Source organism: Desulfuromusa ferrireducens (assembly GCF_055389805.1).
Genome location: NZ_AP042415.1, coordinates 3617164 through 3635251 on the forward strand (window position 1 = coordinate 3617164; position 18088 = coordinate 3635251).

The 18088-nt window shown below is 52.8% G+C and carries 14 protein-coding genes; 2 read left to right on the forward strand and 12 right to left on the reverse strand.

What is annotated here, in order from left to right; translation table 11 throughout:
* Positions 1 to 186: 186 nt before the first annotated feature.
* Positions 187 to 1476, forward strand: a complete 1290-nt coding sequence (locus ACZ5PT_RS16130; protein ID WP_464264051.1) for an MFS transporter — start codon at positions 187 to 189, stop codon at positions 1474 to 1476.
* A gap of 153 nt (positions 1477 to 1629) precedes the next feature.
* Here the strand turns inward: ACZ5PT_RS16130 and ACZ5PT_RS16135 are convergent, their stop codons facing one another.
* Positions 1630 to 2796 (reverse strand): 4Fe-4S binding protein, encoded by a 1167-nt coding sequence (locus tag ACZ5PT_RS16135; RefSeq protein ID WP_464264052.1) that lies wholly within the window; start codon positions 2794 to 2796, stop codon positions 1630 to 1632.
* 426 nt (positions 2797 to 3222) lie between these two features.
* On the opposite strand from ACZ5PT_RS16135, the gene ACZ5PT_RS16140 reads away from it, so the two are divergent.
* Positions 3223 to 3801 carry an MFS transporter gene (locus tag ACZ5PT_RS16140; RefSeq protein ID WP_464264053.1) on the forward strand — a complete coding sequence of 193 codons (579 nt, stop codon included), beginning with the start codon at positions 3223 to 3225 and terminating at the stop codon, positions 3799 to 3801.
* Here the strand turns inward: ACZ5PT_RS16140 and ACZ5PT_RS16145 are convergent.
* The 11 genes from ACZ5PT_RS16145 to ACZ5PT_RS16195 form a co-directional block, all read right to left on the reverse strand.
* The gene (locus ACZ5PT_RS16145) at positions 3777 to 6638 is read right to left on the reverse strand and encodes a PAS domain S-box protein (RefSeq protein ID WP_464266749.1); all 2862 of its coding nucleotides are present in this window, start codon (positions 6636 to 6638) and stop codon (positions 3777 to 3779) included. The genes ACZ5PT_RS16140 and ACZ5PT_RS16145 overlap by 25 nt on opposite strands.
* Positions 6631 to 7548 carry a response regulator gene (locus ACZ5PT_RS16150; RefSeq protein WP_464264054.1) on the reverse strand — a complete coding sequence of 306 codons (918 nt, stop codon included), beginning with the start codon at positions 7546 to 7548 and terminating at the stop codon, positions 6631 to 6633. The genes ACZ5PT_RS16145 and ACZ5PT_RS16150 overlap by 8 nt, the downstream gene beginning before the upstream one ends.
* A complete protein-coding gene (locus tag ACZ5PT_RS16155; RefSeq protein ID WP_464264055.1) occupies positions 7539 to 8912 on the reverse strand; it encodes a histidine kinase dimerization/phospho-acceptor domain-containing protein in 1374 nt (457 codons plus the stop codon). Before ACZ5PT_RS16155 ends, ACZ5PT_RS16150 begins: the two co-directional genes overlap by 10 nt.
* Positions 8913 to 8972: 60 nt before the next feature.
* Positions 8973 to 10424 carry an ABC transporter substrate-binding protein gene (locus ACZ5PT_RS16160; protein ID WP_464264056.1) on the reverse strand — a complete coding sequence of 484 codons (1452 nt, stop codon included), beginning with the start codon at positions 10422 to 10424 and terminating at the stop codon, positions 8973 to 8975.
* 380 nt (positions 10425 to 10804) lie between these two features.
* On the reverse strand, positions 10805 to 12103 hold the full coding sequence (gene mtaB, locus ACZ5PT_RS16165; protein WP_464264057.1) for a tRNA (N(6)-L-threonylcarbamoyladenosine(37)-C(2))-methylthiotransferase MtaB: 1299 nt from the start codon (positions 12101 to 12103) through the stop codon (positions 10805 to 10807).
* Positions 12100 to 13149 carry a tRNA 2-thiouridine(34) synthase MnmA gene (mnmA, locus tag ACZ5PT_RS16170; RefSeq protein WP_464266750.1) on the reverse strand — a complete coding sequence of 350 codons (1050 nt, stop codon included), beginning with the start codon at positions 13147 to 13149 and terminating at the stop codon, positions 12100 to 12102. The genes mtaB and mnmA overlap by 4 nt, the downstream gene beginning before the upstream one ends.
* Before the next feature lie 112 nt (positions 13150 to 13261).
* On the reverse strand, positions 13262 to 13630 hold the full coding sequence (gene nifU / locus ACZ5PT_RS16175; RefSeq protein WP_464264058.1) for a Fe-S cluster assembly scaffold protein NifU: 369 nt from the start codon (positions 13628 to 13630) through the stop codon (positions 13262 to 13264).
* Positions 13631 to 13680: 50 nt separating this feature from the next.
* Positions 13681 to 14892, reverse strand: a complete 1212-nt coding sequence (nifS, locus tag ACZ5PT_RS16180) for a cysteine desulfurase NifS (RefSeq protein ID WP_464264059.1) — start codon at positions 14890 to 14892, stop codon at positions 13681 to 13683.
* A 66-nt stretch (positions 14893 to 14958) separates the two neighbouring features.
* Entirely contained in the window at positions 14959 to 15375 is a 417-nt protein-coding gene (locus tag ACZ5PT_RS16185) for an RrF2 family transcriptional regulator (RefSeq protein ID WP_464264060.1), read from the reverse strand.
* Positions 15376 to 15380: 5 nt separating this feature from the next.
* Positions 15381 to 16082 carry a serine O-acetyltransferase gene (cysE, locus tag ACZ5PT_RS16190; protein ID WP_464264061.1) on the reverse strand — a complete coding sequence of 234 codons (702 nt, stop codon included), beginning with the start codon at positions 16080 to 16082 and terminating at the stop codon, positions 15381 to 15383.
* Positions 16083 to 16288: 206 nt separating this feature from the next.
* A complete protein-coding gene (locus tag ACZ5PT_RS16195; protein ID WP_464264062.1) occupies positions 16289 to 17914 on the reverse strand; it encodes an ATP-binding protein in 1626 nt (541 codons plus the stop codon).
* Positions 17915 to 18088: the final 174 nt, after the last annotated feature.

Here is an 18088-nt window from a genome sequence, read left to right on the forward strand (position 1 = left end):
ACAAAAGAATATGGAATTTCAATAACCTGAACTTCACATAAAGTAATATCGCAGAAACCCGGCGACCATTGCAACAGTTCAACACAAAATTATGGGCATTTACACAACACCCGCTGATTATTGATTTGCACAGGGAATTAAATCCGCTAATCTGTCGGAGGCTAATTTTATGCGGAGAGAAATTGAATGGACGCACAACTGAAGAAAGCAAAATTCGGCTGGTGCCTTTACGATTGGGGCAACTCAGCCTTTGCAACCGTGGTACTCGCAGCAGTTTTGCCGGTTTACTTTGTCTCTCTGGTCCCAGAGGGGGGCGCTTCTCTTCCCTTTATCAGCAACCATAGTTTCAGCGCCAGCAGTCTGTGGGGATACAGTGTCTCGTTCTCTATGTTGGTCATCGCCGTCATTGCGCCAGGGCTTGGGGCTTTAGCAGACCGCAAGGGCTGGCACAAACGTTTACTCATCCAGTTCTGCATTTTCGGCTGCCTGGCAACCGCACTGCTGAGCCTGACCAGCGCCGGTGACTACCTAGGGGCAGCAGCCCTTTTTGTCCTCGGCAACATCGGTTTTGCCGGCGGTAATATTTTCTACAACTCCTACTTACCTTTACTGGCGACACCAGCAGAAGCAGACCGCCTCTCGGCACGCGGCTTTGCCTACGGCTATATTGGCGGTGGCCTGCTATTGGCGCTGGTATTTCTGCTGATATTACAACATCAAATGTTTGGCTTCGCCAGCGCCGGCAGTGCGACCCGCTTTGGTTTTCTGCTGACTGCTGCCTGGTGGCTGCTGTTTGCCCTGCCGACCTTCCGCTATCTACCAAAAACCAATAAAAGCCCTGCCAAGTCGCAGATTTTCAGTCTTAGAAGCTACTTTTCCCAACTTCGGCAACTGTTGCGCTATCGCGATCTGTCCCTGTTTTTGCTGGCTTTTCTTTGCTACAACGACGGCATTCAAACGGTAATCAGCGTATCGGCCATTTTTGCCCGCGAAGAGTTACAGCTCGGACAAACAACCATCATCGGTTGTTTTCTGATGATCCAGTTTCTGGCCATGCCGGGCGCCCTGCTGTTTGGACGCCTGGGAGAAAAAATCGGCACAGCTCGCGCTATCATGCTCAGCCTGTTTATTTTTACCCTGGTCTGTGTCTTCGCCTTCCGCATGACCGGGGCATTGGAATTCTGGCTACTCGGTGCCGTAATCGCTATTATTCTCGGCGGCAGTCAAGCTCTTAGTCGGTCACTATTCTCTAGCATGGTACCAAAACAAAAGAGTGCCGAGTTTTTCGGTTTCTTCACCATCAGCTCCCGATTTGCTTCGATCTTCGGCCCCCTCCTGTTTGCTGTGATCGCCGACCAGACTGGCAGTTCACGTAATTCGATTTTAGCGCTGGGAAGTTTCTTTATTGTTGGCGGGATACTACTGTTGTTAGTAAATGTGACACGCGGACGAGAACTGGCGGCAGAAGATAATTGATCCGCTTTTACCGTAATCAGCCGCTCCCACAATCAGAAGCAACAGATAGCACAACAAAATAATGTTGCGGTTAAACTGTTCTTCATTATTGATTTTGTTGCGATCTGTACCCTCCTGCCTAATCGCCGTTCCCAGCCTACCTCATGGGGATCACTATCGTGGTTCAGCTTTTTTCTTTAGCAATGCGATGACTTCATCATCCATCGAATTACGAAGAGGCGTTGCTGCGACCTTTAACGTCCCTTCACGCAGCAGATCCATATCAATCTTGTTAACCGTAATCTTTACTCCGTAGGGTGTCGCGATCTCTTCTATTTCCTCACTGGCGACCACGTGTATGCCATCCAACCCGAGGGCCGCAGTGCCGGATTTCTGAATGACCTTTAGCTTGTCCAACCGCTCTTCCCGCTTTGCGCGGCAGACGTTTCGACAGAAGCCGCAGACCGTGTAGTAGAAGGAGTCCGGCGACAATACGAAACCCCGATAGTCGGAGAAGGTATTTTTCTCAAGGTTCATTTGGGGATCAGCTTTTTGTAGGCTTATACAGAGTGCGTCGAGTGCGTCCTTTTCCTCTGGTAGGGGTGCGTCGAGTCGGTAGGGGCTCCAATTCGACCACTTGCCATTTGGGGCCATCCCCTCGTAACCAGTACAACCAATCCAACAGCAGGTGTTTGGGCGCTTTTGCGCAATTTCTTCTACGATACCGGCGATGGTTACCGTCAACGCTTCCTTGGGGCTTATCATCTCCACCGGGCAGACCATCGCGCACACCTTACATTTGTCACAAGGACTTTCCTCAATGAGAGGATCGCTCGCTAATTCTGCAGAGGTAATAACGCTCCCCAACTCCACTAACGCCCCGAACTCGTGGGTCATGAGGTTGCCGCTCCAACCCAGTCTCCCTAACCCGGCTGCCACAGCAGCATACCGATGAGAAAATTCAGGATGAAATTCGGTCAACTCTGCCACATCGGTAGCACCCTCTTCTGGTCGATAGTTGTTGTTGACGTCTACGTTGATCGCCTCAAACCCCTTATCCTCAAGCAATTCCACCAACCCCTCGCCGATGGAATAAAGCGTTGCAGCAGTCATCTTCCGGTCTGCGCAGTGAGAAAGCCAATCCTCCTTAGAGAGAAAATCGCTTGCTGCCTTTGTGTCGAGCGCTACAGCAAAAGAGACAATAGACCGCGCCGAGGGCAACAGATAAGTGGGGTCGCCCGAAGGAGGCGCATCGGCCAACCGCCCCCGGGTGGCGATCCTCACCAATGAGCCTCCCGCTTCAATCGCAAAGTTCTTTACAAGCTGTGTTAGCCCATCCATTTCATTATCCTTTAGTACCTAACCGGCCAGAAAACTTTAGTCTTCATCAGTAGGCTCAACCCGGCGCCCTAAAGTCCCCGGGCAGAATTGAACGAACCAAGTTTCCAGGATACACCCGAGGTTGTCAAAACTCAGCAGAAGTAGAGCATCCTCAAATTCTTTCGATTCAAAAATTCTTTTCTGCCTTTTAGTAAGCCAATCAGCCCATGAATTTCTATTCAAATGACCTCACACAATTCCAAACTTCCCACATAAGCAGTCCAGAGAGGACAATTCTCAAAAGTGATTTTTCTATTTTCAGAAGATCAAAAGCCCCATGTGTGGGTTAAATTGCTTCCATTGATCATTTCGTTGAATGTTTGACAGCCCCTGTCTAATTCAATACCCTCGTTTAGAGTCTATAAACCCTTACAGGATCTAAAATTTATGCATTCAGAGTCACTTCCCCCATTGAGACTCGCCTGGGCTGTCTGGGGCCTAGGCGCTGCACTCTATATTTTCGGGTTTTTCCAGCGGGTCGCCCCTGGGGTCATGACGACCGAGTTGATTTCTGATTTCAATCTCACAGGTGCAGAGTTAGGTAATCTTTCAGCTTTCTACTTCTATAGTTATGTTGCAATGCAGATTCCCACCGGACTTCTGGCTGATAGTTGGGGCCCTCGCCGCTTGTTGACAACCGGCGCATTGGTGGCGGGCCTCGGCAGCCTTTGCTTTGCCTTTGCGGATGGAATGTTCTGGGCTTGCGCAGGGCGGTTATTAATCGGCGGGTCGGTGGCCGTTGCTTTCGTTGCTATGATGAAACTTTCCAGCCACTGGATGGCTCTAAAGCACTTTTCCCTTGCATCCGGGATGGCACTCTTCCTTGGAATTCTCGGGGCCGTTTTTGCTGGGACTCCACTGCGACTGCTCGTCACATCCTATGGCTGGCGACCAGTGATGCTGGTTTCTAGCATTTTCCCTTTTTTCGTTGCCGCTTTGATTTATTCTGCGCCATCCTCCTCATAAGCAGGCAAATTCAAAGTAACGAGCATCCCTTCACCCGGGGTCGAAGAAAACTCGAGGCCGCCGCCCATCTCTTTCATAATACGGGCCGATACCGAAAGGCCGAGGCCGGTGCCGCCAACATCCCGTCTGGTGGTAAAGAAGGGGTCGGTAATATGGGCCAGATGTTCCGCCAGGACCCCCACCCCCTCATCGCGAACCTCGACCAGAACCGTTTTAGTGGTTTCATCCCGACGGGTTGCGACGCAGATCCCCCTGTCCCTCTGCGGCAAGGCCTGGCAGGCATTGATGAGCAGGTTTACCATGACCTGCTCGATTCCCTGACGGTTGCCCATGACCCGCGGCAACCCCGCGCCGTAGGTCACCTGGAAATTATTGGTCGCCTTTTTGAGGTTGTTAGCGGTCAGGCGGAGCGTGGCCTGCACGGCATCATTCAGGATCAGAGGTTCCATGGCCCTGCAGTCGGCCGGCGAGGCAAAACCTTTCAGATCTTCGACGATCCGCCGGATCCGCTTGGCACTCTCTGAAATTCCGATAAATAACTGCGGGATTTTATCTTGCAGATCAGAGTAATTGAGACGTCCCAGCGAAAAGTCGCCGTTGTCACGGTAGTGGTCATCCAGGATCTTCTGCGCATGGGGCATCATCATGGATAACATAGAAGCATTCAACAAGATCTGAGCATTGGGGTTGTTGATCTCGTGGGCGACCCCGGCCGAGAGTTCACCCAGTGAGGCCAGACGGCTGGAGCGTTCCGCATCATGGCGCAAGCGGGTCTTTTCGGTGATATCGCTGGCGACCTCAATCACATTGATGACCTTCCCTGCTGGGTCTTTCAGGGGGATGGCCTTGAGGTTCCAGATGATGTCGTAGTGGTTTACGACCTCCTCCTCCTCATTCCCGCTGGCGAAGGCGCGGACAATGGGGCAGTTGCCGCAAGGCTCAGAGCGCTTATGCCAAGCAGCGTAGCAACTCTTCCCGCAGATCTGGCCAATCTCTTTTTGCTGAGCATCGGCGGCCGCCTTATTGGCCCAGACAACCTTCATCTCAGGAGAAAGCAGCACAATCACATCGGGGATAGCATCGAGCAGGGTTCTAAATTCCTGCGAAAGGCCCTTAAAGCGCTCTTCACTCTCGCGCAGCGCGACATCGGCCTGTTTGCGTTCGGTATGATCAAGACTTATAGAAATGAAACCGACCACCTCTCCGGCATCACGTATCGCTCCAAGACGGTGGGCCCACCAAGTTTTCGCCCCATCATCGGCAATGATGAAACTTTCGTAGCCCTGAGATTCTCCACTCAGCAGGACGGCTTCCATCGCCTGGCGCAAGAGGTGCTGTTGATCCTGCGGGATATAGTCGAAACCACTGCTGCCGATCACGGCCTCCATGGTCAGGCCCGGCATGAGACGATTGACAAAGGTAATTTGTCCCTTCAGGTCGAGCAGGACAATGGTGTCAGGGGCATTCTCCACCAACGAGCGCCATTTCGCCTCAGACTCCCGCAGTTCCCCCTCCGCCTGCTTGTGTTCGGAGATATCCCGGATCGACTCGATCGCCCCGGCCAGGTTACCGGCGTGATCGTACAGGGGCGCCGCGACCCCTGAGAGATAGGCACCCTGGCCAGCGTAGGTAGAAGGGATGAAACCCTCTGCGCGCAGGCCGCTGCCCTGCCGGACGTGTGTTTCGTACTGACTGACGGTCGCTGCCTCGGGCCGCGCAAGGAGATCGATCAGGATCGGCCTGCGATCACCCCAGAACGGCAAGGCGTAGGCATAGTCGCCCTGGCCGACGATCTCCGCCTTGGCCACCCCGGTCATCGTCTCCATCGCTCGGTTCCAGGCCACCACCTTTTTTTCCTGGTCAATGACGAAAGTCGCATCCGGGAGAAAATCGATAATATCCTCCAACTGCCGATGGGCGGCGCGCAAGGACTCTTCGGCCTGCTTGCGCGCGGTAATGTCTTGAACCAAGGAAACGAAAAAGCTCAACTTACCGTTCTCATCGAAAATCGGGGCCCCGGAGGAGTGCCCCCAGATTATGGAGCCGTCCCCCTTCATGTAACGCTTCTCGTAGTCAAAATGGAGACGCTTGCCCTCCTTGCCCTCCCGATAAACCTGCTTGGTTCTGTTGCGATCCTCTGGGTGGGTGAAATCCTCAACCATCTTACCCAAAATCTGTTCAGCTGGGACACCGATGAATTCGCAGAGGGCCGGATTGACCTCCAACGTTGCCCCGTCTGGTGCTATGATGCCCATACCGGCGGCCGAGCCTTGAAAAAAAGACCGGAAGCGCTTCTCGCTCTCCCGCAGGGCTTCCTGAGCTTTCAACCGCTGGGAATTTTCTGCCTCCAGTTCGGCATTGGCCTTTGCCAGCTCCGCCGTGCGCTTCTCAACCCGGGCTTCGAGGGTCTCATTGGCCTCTATAAGCTGGTCAGCGAGGCTGCGGATGCGCAACTGGACACCGATTCTGGCCAAAACCTCTTCCGGCTGAAACGGCTTGCTGATGTAGTCGACGCCACCGACATCAAAGCCTTTGACCTTGTCAGCCGTTTCGTCAAGAGCGCTGATGAAGATCACCGGGATCTCGCAGCTGTGCTCATCGGCCTTGAGGCGACGGCAGACCTCGTAGCCGTCCATCTGTGGCATCTTGACATCGAGCACGATCAGATGGGGCGCCTTGGCCGCAACGGACCGCAATGCCAGGCGACCGCTCAATGCGGCACGGACCACATATCCCTGCTCTACGAGAATTTCCGTGAGCAACTGGAGATTGGCCGGTGTATCATCGACGATCAGAATTTCTTCACGACCGGTCTTCAGCTCTTCATGATCAGTCATCACTCTCACTCTCCAGCAGCTCTAACAGGCGGTCGAAATCGAGGTTTTTAGTAAGCTCCTTCAGGCCGGCGCCGAGGGTGGCATCTTGGGCAGAAATTTTCTCGATCACTGCCAGGGCTTTTTCCATATTCAGCTCTATGGCGACTTCATGCAGGTCACGGCGCAATTCGTCAGGCAGGTCTTTTAGTCGATCCGGACTCAGATCCTGCATTTCCCCCTCCACGGATGCCTCTGCATACCTATACCTCAGACCGAGGTGACTGGCCATGGCATCGAAAATTTCCTGCTCCCGAAAAGGCTTGCGCACAAAATCATCGAACCCCGCAGCGAGGATCGCTTCCCTTTCCTCCTCCAAGGCATGAGCGGTAAGAGCAGCAATGGTCGTCGACTTGCCAGCCCCTTTGGCCTTTATCTGTTGCGCCGCCTGCTGACCGTCCATCACCGGCATGCGAATGTCCATCCAGATGAAGTGCGGACGCCAGCGGTCAAAGAGCTCAACCGCCTCCTTGCCATTGCAGGCCTCATTGACCTCCATCCCCACCGCCTGCAGGAGTTTCACCAACAGCCGGCGGTTGTCTGCGTTATCTTCCGCCACCAGAATTCGGGGGATGCCCTGATCCGCCTCCAGACCGATAACCGTAGGTGTGGCAAGCTTTTCTTCAGGGGCAGCCCCTTCGCCTGCTTCGATGCAGAGATCAAAACGAAAGGTGCTCCCCTCACCCGGCCGACTGGCAACGGTGATGTCGCCCCCCATCAGCCGTACGTAATCCCGGCTGATGGCCAGCCCGATGCCAGTCCCGCACCCGGCCTGCCTGCCGCTGGCGGTCTGTTCAAAGTACTCGAAAGCCTTGTCCTGCTCCTCCACGGCAATACCGGCGCCGGTATCTTCCACTTCTACCGTCAGGCGCATGGCAGGCGCATGGCAGGCGGAGCATCGTCGTTGATAGCAACTCGTAAGGCAATACTGCCCTTCTCGGTGAATTTCACCGCGTTGCCAAGAATGTTGATCAAGACTTGACGCAGTTTGCTTGCATCCGCAACCGCATAGCGGGGAAGTTCGTGAACATACCTGATGCTGAGTTCTACCCCTTTGGCCTCCGTCTGGGCACGGAACATAGTCTCAATGTCGCGAAATAGGGATTTGGGATCGAAAGTAACAGGTTTCAAGGTGACCCTTCTTGCCTCAATCCTGGAAATTTCGAGGACTTCGTTGATCAGGGCCAGAAGGTGCTCTCCACTGCGATTGATGGTATCCAGGGTGTCCCGTTGTTCGGCAAGCAGCGACTGATCCCGCTGCATCAGTTGCGAATAACCGAGAATCGCATTCATCGGCGTGCGCAGTTCGTGGCTCATATTGGCCAGAAACTCGCTCTTGGCCCGGTTGGCGGCTTCGGCTCTCTCTTTGGCGTTGGTCAGTTCCTCATTGGCAGTGACCAGTTCCGTCGTGCGCTCGTAAACCCTTTGTTCCAATTCCTCATTGAGCTTTCTGACCTCGTTTTCAGCGTGTTTGCGCTCCTTGTTCTCGGCATAGAGGGCGGCGATCTTCTCCTTGATGGCATCACGCATGCTGGCGAAGCTTTTTGCCAGCACTCCAAGTTCATCGGAACGGCTGGTGTTAATCTCCCGGTCCAGGTCGCCTCCGGCAATCGCAGAGGAGGCTGCGGTTATGCTGGCGATGGGACGCAGAAAGAACAGATGCGCCAACACGGAAACGGCGAAGAGACCGACGATGAGGAAAACGCCGAACATCCTCGCCGAATTGAGAAGCAACTGCTGCACCTTCTGGTCGACGACACTATTTGATACACCAATGTCAATCGTGCCGATATAAGTGTGATTAGTCCCGAAGACCGGCACCAGGGTGTGATAGTGCCCGTCGTCAAGAACCGTGGTCCCCTGACGACGCGAAATGGCCTCTTTCAAATTGGCCCCGCCGGGCCGCGTGCCCCTCAATGCCAGATCGCTGTGAGCGACAAAGGTTCCAGCCTCGTCAAGGACGGCAAAATGCACGACCTCCTTATCCTGGTTCGCTTCAAAGAGCTGCAGGCACTTTATGGACTGGATTCGCAGCATCCAGGGGAAGTTGTCGCTGGCTTTTTGCAGGGTCGTGAGATCGTTAACGATGTCGAGGGCCATGGCTTCGGAGCGAAAGCCGATAGCCTCCAGATAACCTCGGCGTATCTCCTGAATCTGGACTAGGGTGCTGGTTCCCAAGACAACGAAGATGATACAGCCGACCGAGAGAAGAATTTTCGTGCGCAACGACAATGTCATCTTTTCAATTTTCCCTGACAGAGAATTTGCAATAGAACGTGCGGTTGCTGGCCCGGCCTTTTAGTGCCCATTGCCAACAATTTCCCGTTTCGTCGCCCCCTGCTCCATGATCCCATCGACCGCTTTAACAGCCGCATCAAGGGTTTCTTTTACCGGCGCCCCAAAGAAGATTTCGCTGAAGGCTATGGATGCCACCTTGCCTGCCTCGGGGAATTCAGGTATCCCCGTCTGCAACTTCGAGGGGGTTGCATTGGTCAACGCCCAGCGAGCGGCCACACTCAGCCCTGGGGCACCCAGTTCTTGAAACGCTTTCGCGTCCCATGCCGACAAGCGGGCCGGGGTGATCCCCGTACCCAGCATTTTTATCGTCGCTTCACTGGTGGCCCACTGCACAAAGAGCCAGGCAGCTCGTTTTTGTTTGGAGGAGCTGTTGATAGCCCACGCCCAGGCCCAGGGTGAGGTTTCCCGAGTCGCGGGGCCTCGCGGCGTGACAGCGGCATCCCATTGATCCCAAACCGGGGATTTTTCAGGGCTATTGATGTCATTGAAGAAGTCTGAGGCAACGATCAGGGAGGCGAGCTTGCCTTGAGCAAACAGCTTGCGCATTTGATATAGATCCATGGACTCACTGTCCGGGGGCGTCCCTGCGCCGACAATCATGTCCCGATAGGCTTCCAGGGCCCTGATCGCCTCAGGCGAGTTGAAAGCGGCCCGCCATTTATCATCGAGCATCGCCCCCCCATAGGCCCTGATGCAGGGAATGACCATCCAGGTATTTCGGCCTGCTCCTATTTTAGCTCTTGCGGCAAAGGCATAGGTGTCGGTCAGCCCGTCCTTTTCCAAAGCCGTCTGAAGCTTTGTCTTCATCGCGACAATCTCTTTATAGCTGTCCGGCACCCGGATGCCGTGCTTTGCAAAGAGATCTTTCCTGTACCAGAAAACCGGAGAGGCGCTAGAGTAAGGCATGGCCAGCAGGCGACCGTCTTTGATATGCAGCTCTCTGAGCGACAGTCCGATGTCTGCAACGTCATACCATGCGGCATCGGTCAGGGAGGGGTCCTCCATATATCCGGAGAGATCTTCGAGCCATCCGCCGGCATGGGCCTCGCCGAGGTAGGTCACCCCGATGGTGACCACGTCATAGACCCCCGCCCCGGAGGAGAGGTCGATACGCCTCTTGGTGCGCATATCGGTCTCTTCGGCCATCAGATAGCCAACCCGGATGCCGGTCAAGGCCTCAAAGGTCGGCAGCAGAGGCTCTAGGGCCGGGAAACCCGCGTGGGCGGTGGCCAAAATGGAGAGGTTCGCCCCTGCGGCCTGCCGCCAGTCGATATCGGAGTTATGCCAGGGATGCAGATTCATTTCAGGAGAAGGAATCGGCTTCGATACAGGCGTTATTTCGGTGATGTTACGAGCTTTTTCGGGCCATTTTTGCTCACAGCCCAGTGCCGTAAGAGAAAACACCAAAACCGTCAATGCCACAACTCTTGACGCGAAACCAGCATGCAACATGCGCGTATTCTCCAGAAAAGGGTCCCCAGTCGGTTGGCTGCCGGAATAGACCCGCAGACAACAGCTGCAGTCTAGGGCACAAATCATACGATTTATCGTAGTTCTTTTAAACATTAAACGAAGTTGTAAGAATTAGACGCGTATTTAACCACCCATAAGCTAAAACGACCCGACCAGGTTTCAAATGGTTGGGCCGTCTCACTTGTTGTGCAGAATTGCAGTCTTGTTTCAGCTTAGGAGCAATCGCACAGAATCGGCAAATCAAAAAATCAGGATTTTATTTTTGCAAATGAATTGGAACTAACCGCCCAAGCCGCAAAAAAAGCAACTTTAGATAAACGCAATCATTGCCCTCTTGATGCAAACATCAACTAAGCTCACTAACAGAGCTTGCCGTAGAGGCCATCGGCGCGGCAAGCAACAATCGACACCAGCCGACACTGCCCCTGTTCAATCTCGGCGGCTGGTACCCAGACCGACAGGTAATTCGGCGACAGCCCCTTTTTTCGACCATCGACCTCCCCGCCTTCAATAATAATTTCCAGTTGACGACCGACAAACATCTGTGAGTATTCCGCCAGTTTCTGATCACCAATCGCACGCAAAACCGCAGCTCGCTGTTTGATAACATTTCCCGGCAGTTGTTGTTTCATTTCGGCGGCCGGGGTCCCGGGTCGGCGGCTGAAGGGGAAGACATGCAGATGGGTAAAAGGAAGCTCTGTTAAGAGCTCGCAGGTGGTGCCGAATTGCTGCTCAGTCTCACCGGGGAAACCGGTAATGATGTCCAGACCGATGGCGGCGTGGGGTTGACGCGTGCGGATATCTGTTAATAATTGACGGAAGAAACCGGTCGTGTAATGTCGGTTCATCTTCTGGAGAACGTCGTCATCACCGGCTTGCAGCGGGATATGATAATGGGGGCAGATCCATTCTGCCGCAGTAATATAATCAAGCAATTCAGCGGGAAGTTCGGTCGGTTCGATAGACCCGAGCCGCAAACGACCGCTAAATACCGAACCCTCGATCTGCCGCAATAAGTCGAGCAGCTCAAGCTGGGGATGCAAATCCTTGCCATAATTCCCGATGTGAATGCCGGTCAGAACGATTTCAGGATAGCCGGCTGCTGAGAGGTTTTCCACCTGCTGGACGACATCGGCCGCAGCTACGGAACGACTGCGCCCACGGGCATAAGGGATGATGCAATAGGAACAGAAGGCATCGCAACCATTTTGAATCTGCACAAAAGCGCGACTGCGTTGCTCAAAGCTACTGAGCGGCAACGGTTGGGCTTCATCAACGTTGCGGATATCCGCAACGGCAACTTGGGTGCAATCGACATCCAGGTCGGTCAACCGAGCAAGAAAATCCTTTTTCTCTTCATTGCCAATGACCAACGCCACACCCGGCAGGTCGGCCAGCGCCTGCGGATCGACCTGGGCGTAACAACCGGTCACCACCACCCGGGCCTGCGGATTCATGCGCCGCGCCCGGCGGATCAGATTGCGTGACTGTGAATCTGTGGCGGCAGTTACGGTACAGGTATTGACGATCACCAGCTCGGCTCCAGCCTCAAAGTCAACCTGCCGGTATCCAGCGTTGGTCAACTGTTCGCTCATCGCCGCCGATTCGAACTGATTGGTCTTGCAGCCGAGGGTCACGACCGAAACGCTGCCGCTCATTTAATCCAGCCCCCACCGATCACCTTGTCACCCGCGTAAAAGACCGCCGCCTGTCCCGGCGTAATCCCTTTTTGCGCATCGTTAAACGTTATCCGCGCCTGGTTGTCCGGTAAAGGTTCGACCGTAGCCGCTACTTCCTGATGGCGATAACGGATGCGGCAATGAGTCGACAAGGGTTCACTTGGCTGGTCGATACTCCAGTTACAACCATCGATCGCCAATTCCTTACGGCTCAAATGTTTTTTTTCACCGACAATCACCTGCTTTTTCTCGACATCAATACCGACGACAAACAACGGCGAGGTCCAGCCGATACCCAAACCTTTGCGCTGACCAACGGTGTAGCGATAAACACCCTGATGCTGGCCTAAGACCTGACCGGAGACATGGACGATATCGCCATCGAGTTGACCGGCGCCGCGCTCTTCTTCGAGAAAACGGACGTAGTCACCATCCGGCACAAAGCAGATATCCTGACTCTCGGCCTTTTCCGCGACTCGTAGATTAAAACGCGCAGCATGCTCGCGGACCTCATCCTTGGTCATCTGCCCCAAAGGAAACAGGGTATGCGCCATCTGCTCCTGGGTCAGGGTGAAGAGGAAATAACTCTGATCCTTGGCTTGATCGAGGCCCTTACGCAAAAAGTAACGCTCACCTTCCTGCACGATACTGGCGTAATGACCGGTGGCCATAAAGTCGGCCTCCAGTTCACGGGCCTTGCGCAGCAGCAGTTCAAATTTGAGGATCTGATTGCAGAGCACACAGGGATTCGGCGTACGACCGGCGAAATACTCATCGCAAAAGCGGTCGATGACTTCACGTTGGAAATCATCTTCAAAGTTGATGACATAAAACGGAATATCGAGCTGTTCGGCAACCCGGCGCGCATCGTAGACATCGTCCAACGAACAACAGGAACCGAAGCTCTCGCCATGTTCCGCAGTGTAATTGGAATAATCCCAGATCTGCATGGTCATGCCGATCACTTCATAGCCCTGCTCTTTGAGCAACGCTGCGGTCACTGAAGAATCGACCCCGCCGCTCATGGCGACCACCACCCGTTGTTTTTTCACAGTATCCTCTAAACAGACAAAGGAGGGCCACCGCAACTGTGCGGCGCCCTCCCATAAGTTAACCTTCTACTTCAAGAAGAAAGACTTAACTATTTTGTTCTTTATAGTTTTTAATTGCCTCATGCAAGGCATCAGCAGCCAGGTTTGAGCAGTGCATTTTGGCCGGCGGCAAACCGTCCAGTGCTTCAGCTACGGCCTGGTTGGTCAAAACCAGTGCTTCGTCGATGGTCTTGCCGATCGCCATTTCCGTCACCATCGATGAGGTTGCTATCGCGGCGCCACAACCGAAGGTTTTGAATTTAACATCTTGAATGACATTATCCTCAACCTTGAGGAAAATCTTCATGATATCGCCGCAGGAAGCGTTACCAACCTCGCCAACACCATTGGCATCTTCAATTTCACCGACATTCCGCGGATTAGAAAAATGATCCATTACTTTCTCAGTATACATAAGGTATCTCCTTACCTTTTTAACGTTCGGATGAAGCCTGGAAATTCCGGTTAGACACGGCGGACTACGCGACATTCGTCGCAAGTCAGTGGCTGATCACGGTTATATAGTGGGCTCATTTCGCGCAACCGCTGCACCATCGGCGGCAGCTCATGCAAAACAAAATCAATGTCCTCCTCAGTGTTATCAGCCCCGAGGCTGAAACGCGTACTGGAATGTGCCAATACCACGTCAACACACATGGCGCCCATGACGTGGGATGGTTCCAGCGACCCCGAGGTGCAGGCCGACCCGGATGAAGCGGCAATGCCCTTCATATCAAAGTTGAGCAACAAAGACTCCCCTTCGATATAGGCAAAACTGACGTTCAAGGTATTCGGCAAGCGCAGATCGGCGTCGGGATGACCGTTTAGCTTGATCTCCGGGACCAGATCCTTGATACCATTTTCCAACTTATCCCGCAAATTACGTACGTACGCGTACTCTCGTTCCATATTCTGCTTGGCCAGCTCACAGGCCACGCCCATTCCGACAATTCCGGCAACGTTGTGGGTTCCAGCCCGGCGATTACGTTCCTGATGACCACCGTGCATGAAGCGGGTCATACGGGTACCGCGACGGATATAAATAGCACCGACCCCTTTCGGGGCGCCGATCTTGTGCCCGGACAGCACGGCAAGATCGAGGTTGGCCTTTTGCACATCAACGGGAATTTTACCGACTGATTGTACCGCATCGGAATGAAAACGTACCTTGTACTTCTTGGCGATCTTGCCGATCGCTTCCATCGGAAAAATATTGCCGGTTTCATTGTTGGCCCACATCACTGACAAGAGAATCGTCTTGTCGGTGATGGCCGCTTCCAATTCTGCGAGGTCGAGCATGCCGTCACGATCAACCTTGAGATAGGTAACGTCATAGCCATTCTTTTCCAGATATTCACAGGTTTCCAGTACCGCCGGATGTTCAACCGCGGTGGTAATAATGTGATTCCCTTTTTCCTTAAGTGCGTCGGCGGTTCCCTTGATGGCGAAATTATCGCCTTCACTCCCGCAGGAAATAAAAACAATTTCGGCCGGCGAACAGTTGAGTAAATCAGCAACCTGCTCACGCGCTTTTTCTACCGCTCCGCTGACCGAACGGCCAGCCCAGTGGACACTCGACGGATTGCCGAACTGTTCGCGGAAAAATGGCAACATCGCCTCAAGTACTTCAGGCTTAACCGGCGTCGTTGCGTTGTTGTCCATGTAAATGTGTTTCACGCTATTCCTCCAAGCTACGAAAATATCCCATCCAAAAAATCAAAAAAAAACAGGCCTTCATCCACCTTAACTGTCAAAACGCTGTCGACCTTCGTTGGTCAAATCTTCAAGTGTCATTGATGCCAGAAAACTGCGGATCTGATTGCCAAGCCCTAGCCAGACCGACTGCGTTGCGCACTCCGAGGTGCACTTGCAACTGCCATCAGCCTCCATGCAGGACACCGGCACCAGGGTTTCTTCCACAGTATCGATAATCTGATCAACACGGATGTCAGCAGCTGATCGGGCGAGCAGATAACCTCCGCCAGGGCCGCGAACACTGCGGACAATCTCTCCGCGCCGCAATTTAACAAACAGTTGCTCTAAATAATTTAGTGAAATATTTTCCCGCGCGGAAATATCTTTGATCGAAACCGGCTTACCACCACTGGTGAGATTAAGACTGACCAGAGCTCGCACTGCATACTGAGCTTTCGTAGACATCCGCATCAGACGGTTTCACTTTCTTTAACGAACTCAGTTCGCTGGGCTAATTCCTGCTTCAATATTTCTTGATCCTTTTTCAGCGTCTGCACCTGGTCTTCAAGCCGATTAATTTGATCCAGCATGCAACTGACCGCTTTGGCCACCGGATCGGGGAGATCAGCATGCTCAAGATCGACACCAGTTTTCTTCTGCCCGGACATGACAACCCGGCCAGGAATGCCAACTACTGTGGCATTTTCGGGGACTTCTTTGACAACGACTGAATTGGAGCCGACCTTACTGCCATCGCCGACAGTAAAAGGGCCCAGTATTTTTGCACCGGAACCAACAACGACGTTGTCACCCAGGGTCGGATGTCTTTTTTCCTTGGCCCAGGAGGTACCACCCAGGGTCACACCGTGATAAAGAGTGCAATTTTCGCCTATTTCAGCGGTTTCACCGATAACCACTCCCATGCCGTGATCGATAAAAAAACCGCGTCCGATCCGGGCACCAGGATGGATCTCTATTCCGGTCATGAATCGACCGAGATGCGAAACGAAGCGGCCGAGAAAATAAACTTTATGGGTCCATAACCAATGGGATACGCGGTAAAACAACATGGCGTGAAAACCAGGATAGCAGAAGAAAATTTCAAACACACTGCGTACCGCCGGATCACGATCAAATACAGCCCTCAGGTCATCTTTGAGATGTGAGAACATATTGTCATACCTCCGCATTCACTGAAAAAATACCTATCGTACATAAACAAAAAAGCTACCCAAGCAACGGTAATTCCTCTTTTTTCTTGGCAACTTCTCTCATAGAATTATCATACCTTATCTTTTCTGTCAATTATTTAAGTAAGCATTTTAGTCAGGTATTCTGAGGGGGACAGTAAGGAGTATTGTATGCTTGAAAAAGGGGGTTATTGAGGCAGGCAGACGGTGAAGCGACTCCCCTGCCCCAAGCTGCTTTCTGCCCAGATACGCCCCTGATGAGCTTCGACGATTTTCTTGCAGATTGACAGGCCGAGGCCGTTGCCATTTCGGGGATCGGAGACAGAGGCGGTCACAAACTCATTGAACAAAGTCGAGACCTGTTCCGGCTCAATACCGGGGCCATTATCTTCTACGCTAATTCGGGTTTCACCATCTGCGGCAGACAACTCCAGGCGAATAAGCCCACCGTCTGGGGTGAATTTCAGGGCATTACTGACAATATTGTAAAATACACGGCGGATGCCATGCTCATCACAGACGACCATGGCCTGGCGTTGCAGGCAGTCAGCCTGAAAGCTAATTTTACGCCGCTGCATCAACGGCAACAGATCACAATAAACCGTACCCATAATCAGACAAATATCCTGCCTTGCCAGATTCAATTCAAACCGCCCGGCATTGAGTTGCGAAAAATCGAGCAAATCACTGGCCATATCGACGAGGCGGCGGTTACCGGCCATCAATCCGTCGATGATTTCGTTCTGCTCCGAGGAAAGATTGCCATTGCCGGTCTCGTTGAGAAGCAAACAGTAGCCATCAATAACCGAAACCAGAACACGCAAATCATGGGCGGCCATATCGAGCAAAGAAGAGCGTTCCTGAGCACCCTTATTGTCCTGTACACGCCTTTTAAAAGAAACAGAACGATCCTTGATAAAATTCTCGGCTTCTCTAACTTCGGCCAAGCGTAGTGCACTCGTTGCCACATTGACCACCAGTTGGCAAAAGGAGATCTCTTCTTCGGTAAAGCCTGAAATCGACCGGGCAGTACGCAAAACCAAAACGCCAATAGTTTGCTGCCGGTCCACCATCGGTAGAACCAGAAGTGAACTACAACCAAGGTTTTCCAGATACGGCCGCACACTTTCCATCAACGGATGAGTGAGAACATCATCAATCAGCAAGGGCTGACCGGTTTTGACCGTCTCCTGTATCTCAGGGTAACGCTCGAGGTCAATCCGTAAACCATTGACCCCAAGGTCATCACTCGAAGCCAGTACATACCCCGACCCCTTCTCCTTACGAACGACAGTCACCGAACAACGCAGAACGTCAATCACTTCGGAAATAGAGCAGACAACCCGTTGCAGAATCTCGGTACTGCTTAATTCTGAAACGGCCAAGTTTGACAGACGCCCTAAAAAAGCAAAATCAACAGAGGGCATCGGCTGCGGCGAATTTCTCTCTGTCGCCGACAAGCGAAGCATCAAGCGTGCTTGAAATTCGTCAATGGAATAAGGTTGGCAAATATAATCATCAGCCTCGGACCCGCAAAGGTACCGACTGATATCACCAGGTCCCCGAGGAAGGAGCAAAATAATTGGTAACCGTTTTTCCGGACAAGCAAGACGAATTTTACGGCACAAGGAGAGATTTTCCAGCACCATACGACCATCAAGCAAAATCAAATCGGGGCGACTGATACGGATCGACTGGCAGGCGGGCTCGGGACCATTCTCAACAAAAGCTTTCAACCCAGCGTCTTCAATGACAACTTTGAATTGTTCTGCGGAAGCAGAATTATCATGCACAATAAGCACAGACGCGGTCATTGAAATTCCTAAAAGTAAATCAGCAAGTATTTACGCGTAGATAACGAGCATTAAGAAGTAAAATTTAATCTGCAGAGAGCATACCAAGCACCAGTCAATAAGCGATAAAACCGCAAAGCCAACAAACCCGCCACAATCAATCGACATTTCACCGCAACATACAAACAAAAACAC

Excerpts from the sequence above, each read along its gene's own strand:
- nifU (WP_464264058.1), bottom strand. The coding sequence starts at position 13,630 with ATGTATACTGAGAAAGTAATGGATCATTTTTCTAATCCGCGGAATGTC.
- ACZ5PT_RS16145 (WP_464266749.1), bottom strand. The coding sequence starts at position 6,638 with ATGACTGATCATGAAGAGCTGAAGACCGGTCGTGAAGAAATTCTGATC.
- mnmA (WP_464266750.1), bottom strand. The coding sequence starts at position 13,149 with ATGAGCGGCGGGGTCGATTCTTCAGTGACCGCAGCGTTGCTCAAAGAG.
- ACZ5PT_RS16140 (WP_464264053.1), top strand. The coding sequence starts at position 3,223 with ATGCATTCAGAGTCACTTCCCCCATTGAGACTCGCCTGGGCTGTCTGG.
- ACZ5PT_RS16185 (WP_464264060.1), bottom strand. The coding sequence starts at position 15,375 with ATGTCTACGAAAGCTCAGTATGCAGTGCGAGCTCTGGTCAGTCTTAAT.
- ACZ5PT_RS16135 (WP_464264052.1), bottom strand. The coding sequence starts at position 2,796 with ATGGATGGGCTAACACAGCTTGTAAAGAACTTTGCGATTGAAGCGGGA.
- cysE (WP_464264061.1), bottom strand. The coding sequence starts at position 16,082 with ATGTTCTCACATCTCAAAGATGACCTGAGGGCTGTATTTGATCGTGAT.
- ACZ5PT_RS16155 (WP_464264055.1), bottom strand. The coding sequence starts at position 8,912 with ATGACATTGTCGTTGCGCACGAAAATTCTTCTCTCGGTCGGCTGTATC.
- ACZ5PT_RS16195 (WP_464264062.1), bottom strand. The coding sequence starts at position 17,914 with ATGACCGCGTCTGTGCTTATTGTGCATGATAATTCTGCTTCCGCAGAA.
- ACZ5PT_RS16160 (WP_464264056.1), bottom strand. The coding sequence starts at position 10,424 with ATGTTGCATGCTGGTTTCGCGTCAAGAGTTGTGGCATTGACGGTTTTG.
- ACZ5PT_RS16150 (WP_464264054.1), bottom strand. The coding sequence starts at position 7,548 with ATGCGCCTGACGGTAGAAGTGGAAGATACCGGCGCCGGTATTGCCGTG.
- ACZ5PT_RS16130 (WP_464264051.1), top strand. The coding sequence starts at position 187 with ATGGACGCACAACTGAAGAAAGCAAAATTCGGCTGGTGCCTTTACGAT.
- mtaB (WP_464264057.1), bottom strand. The coding sequence starts at position 12,103 with ATGAGCGGCAGCGTTTCGGTCGTGACCCTCGGCTGCAAGACCAATCAG.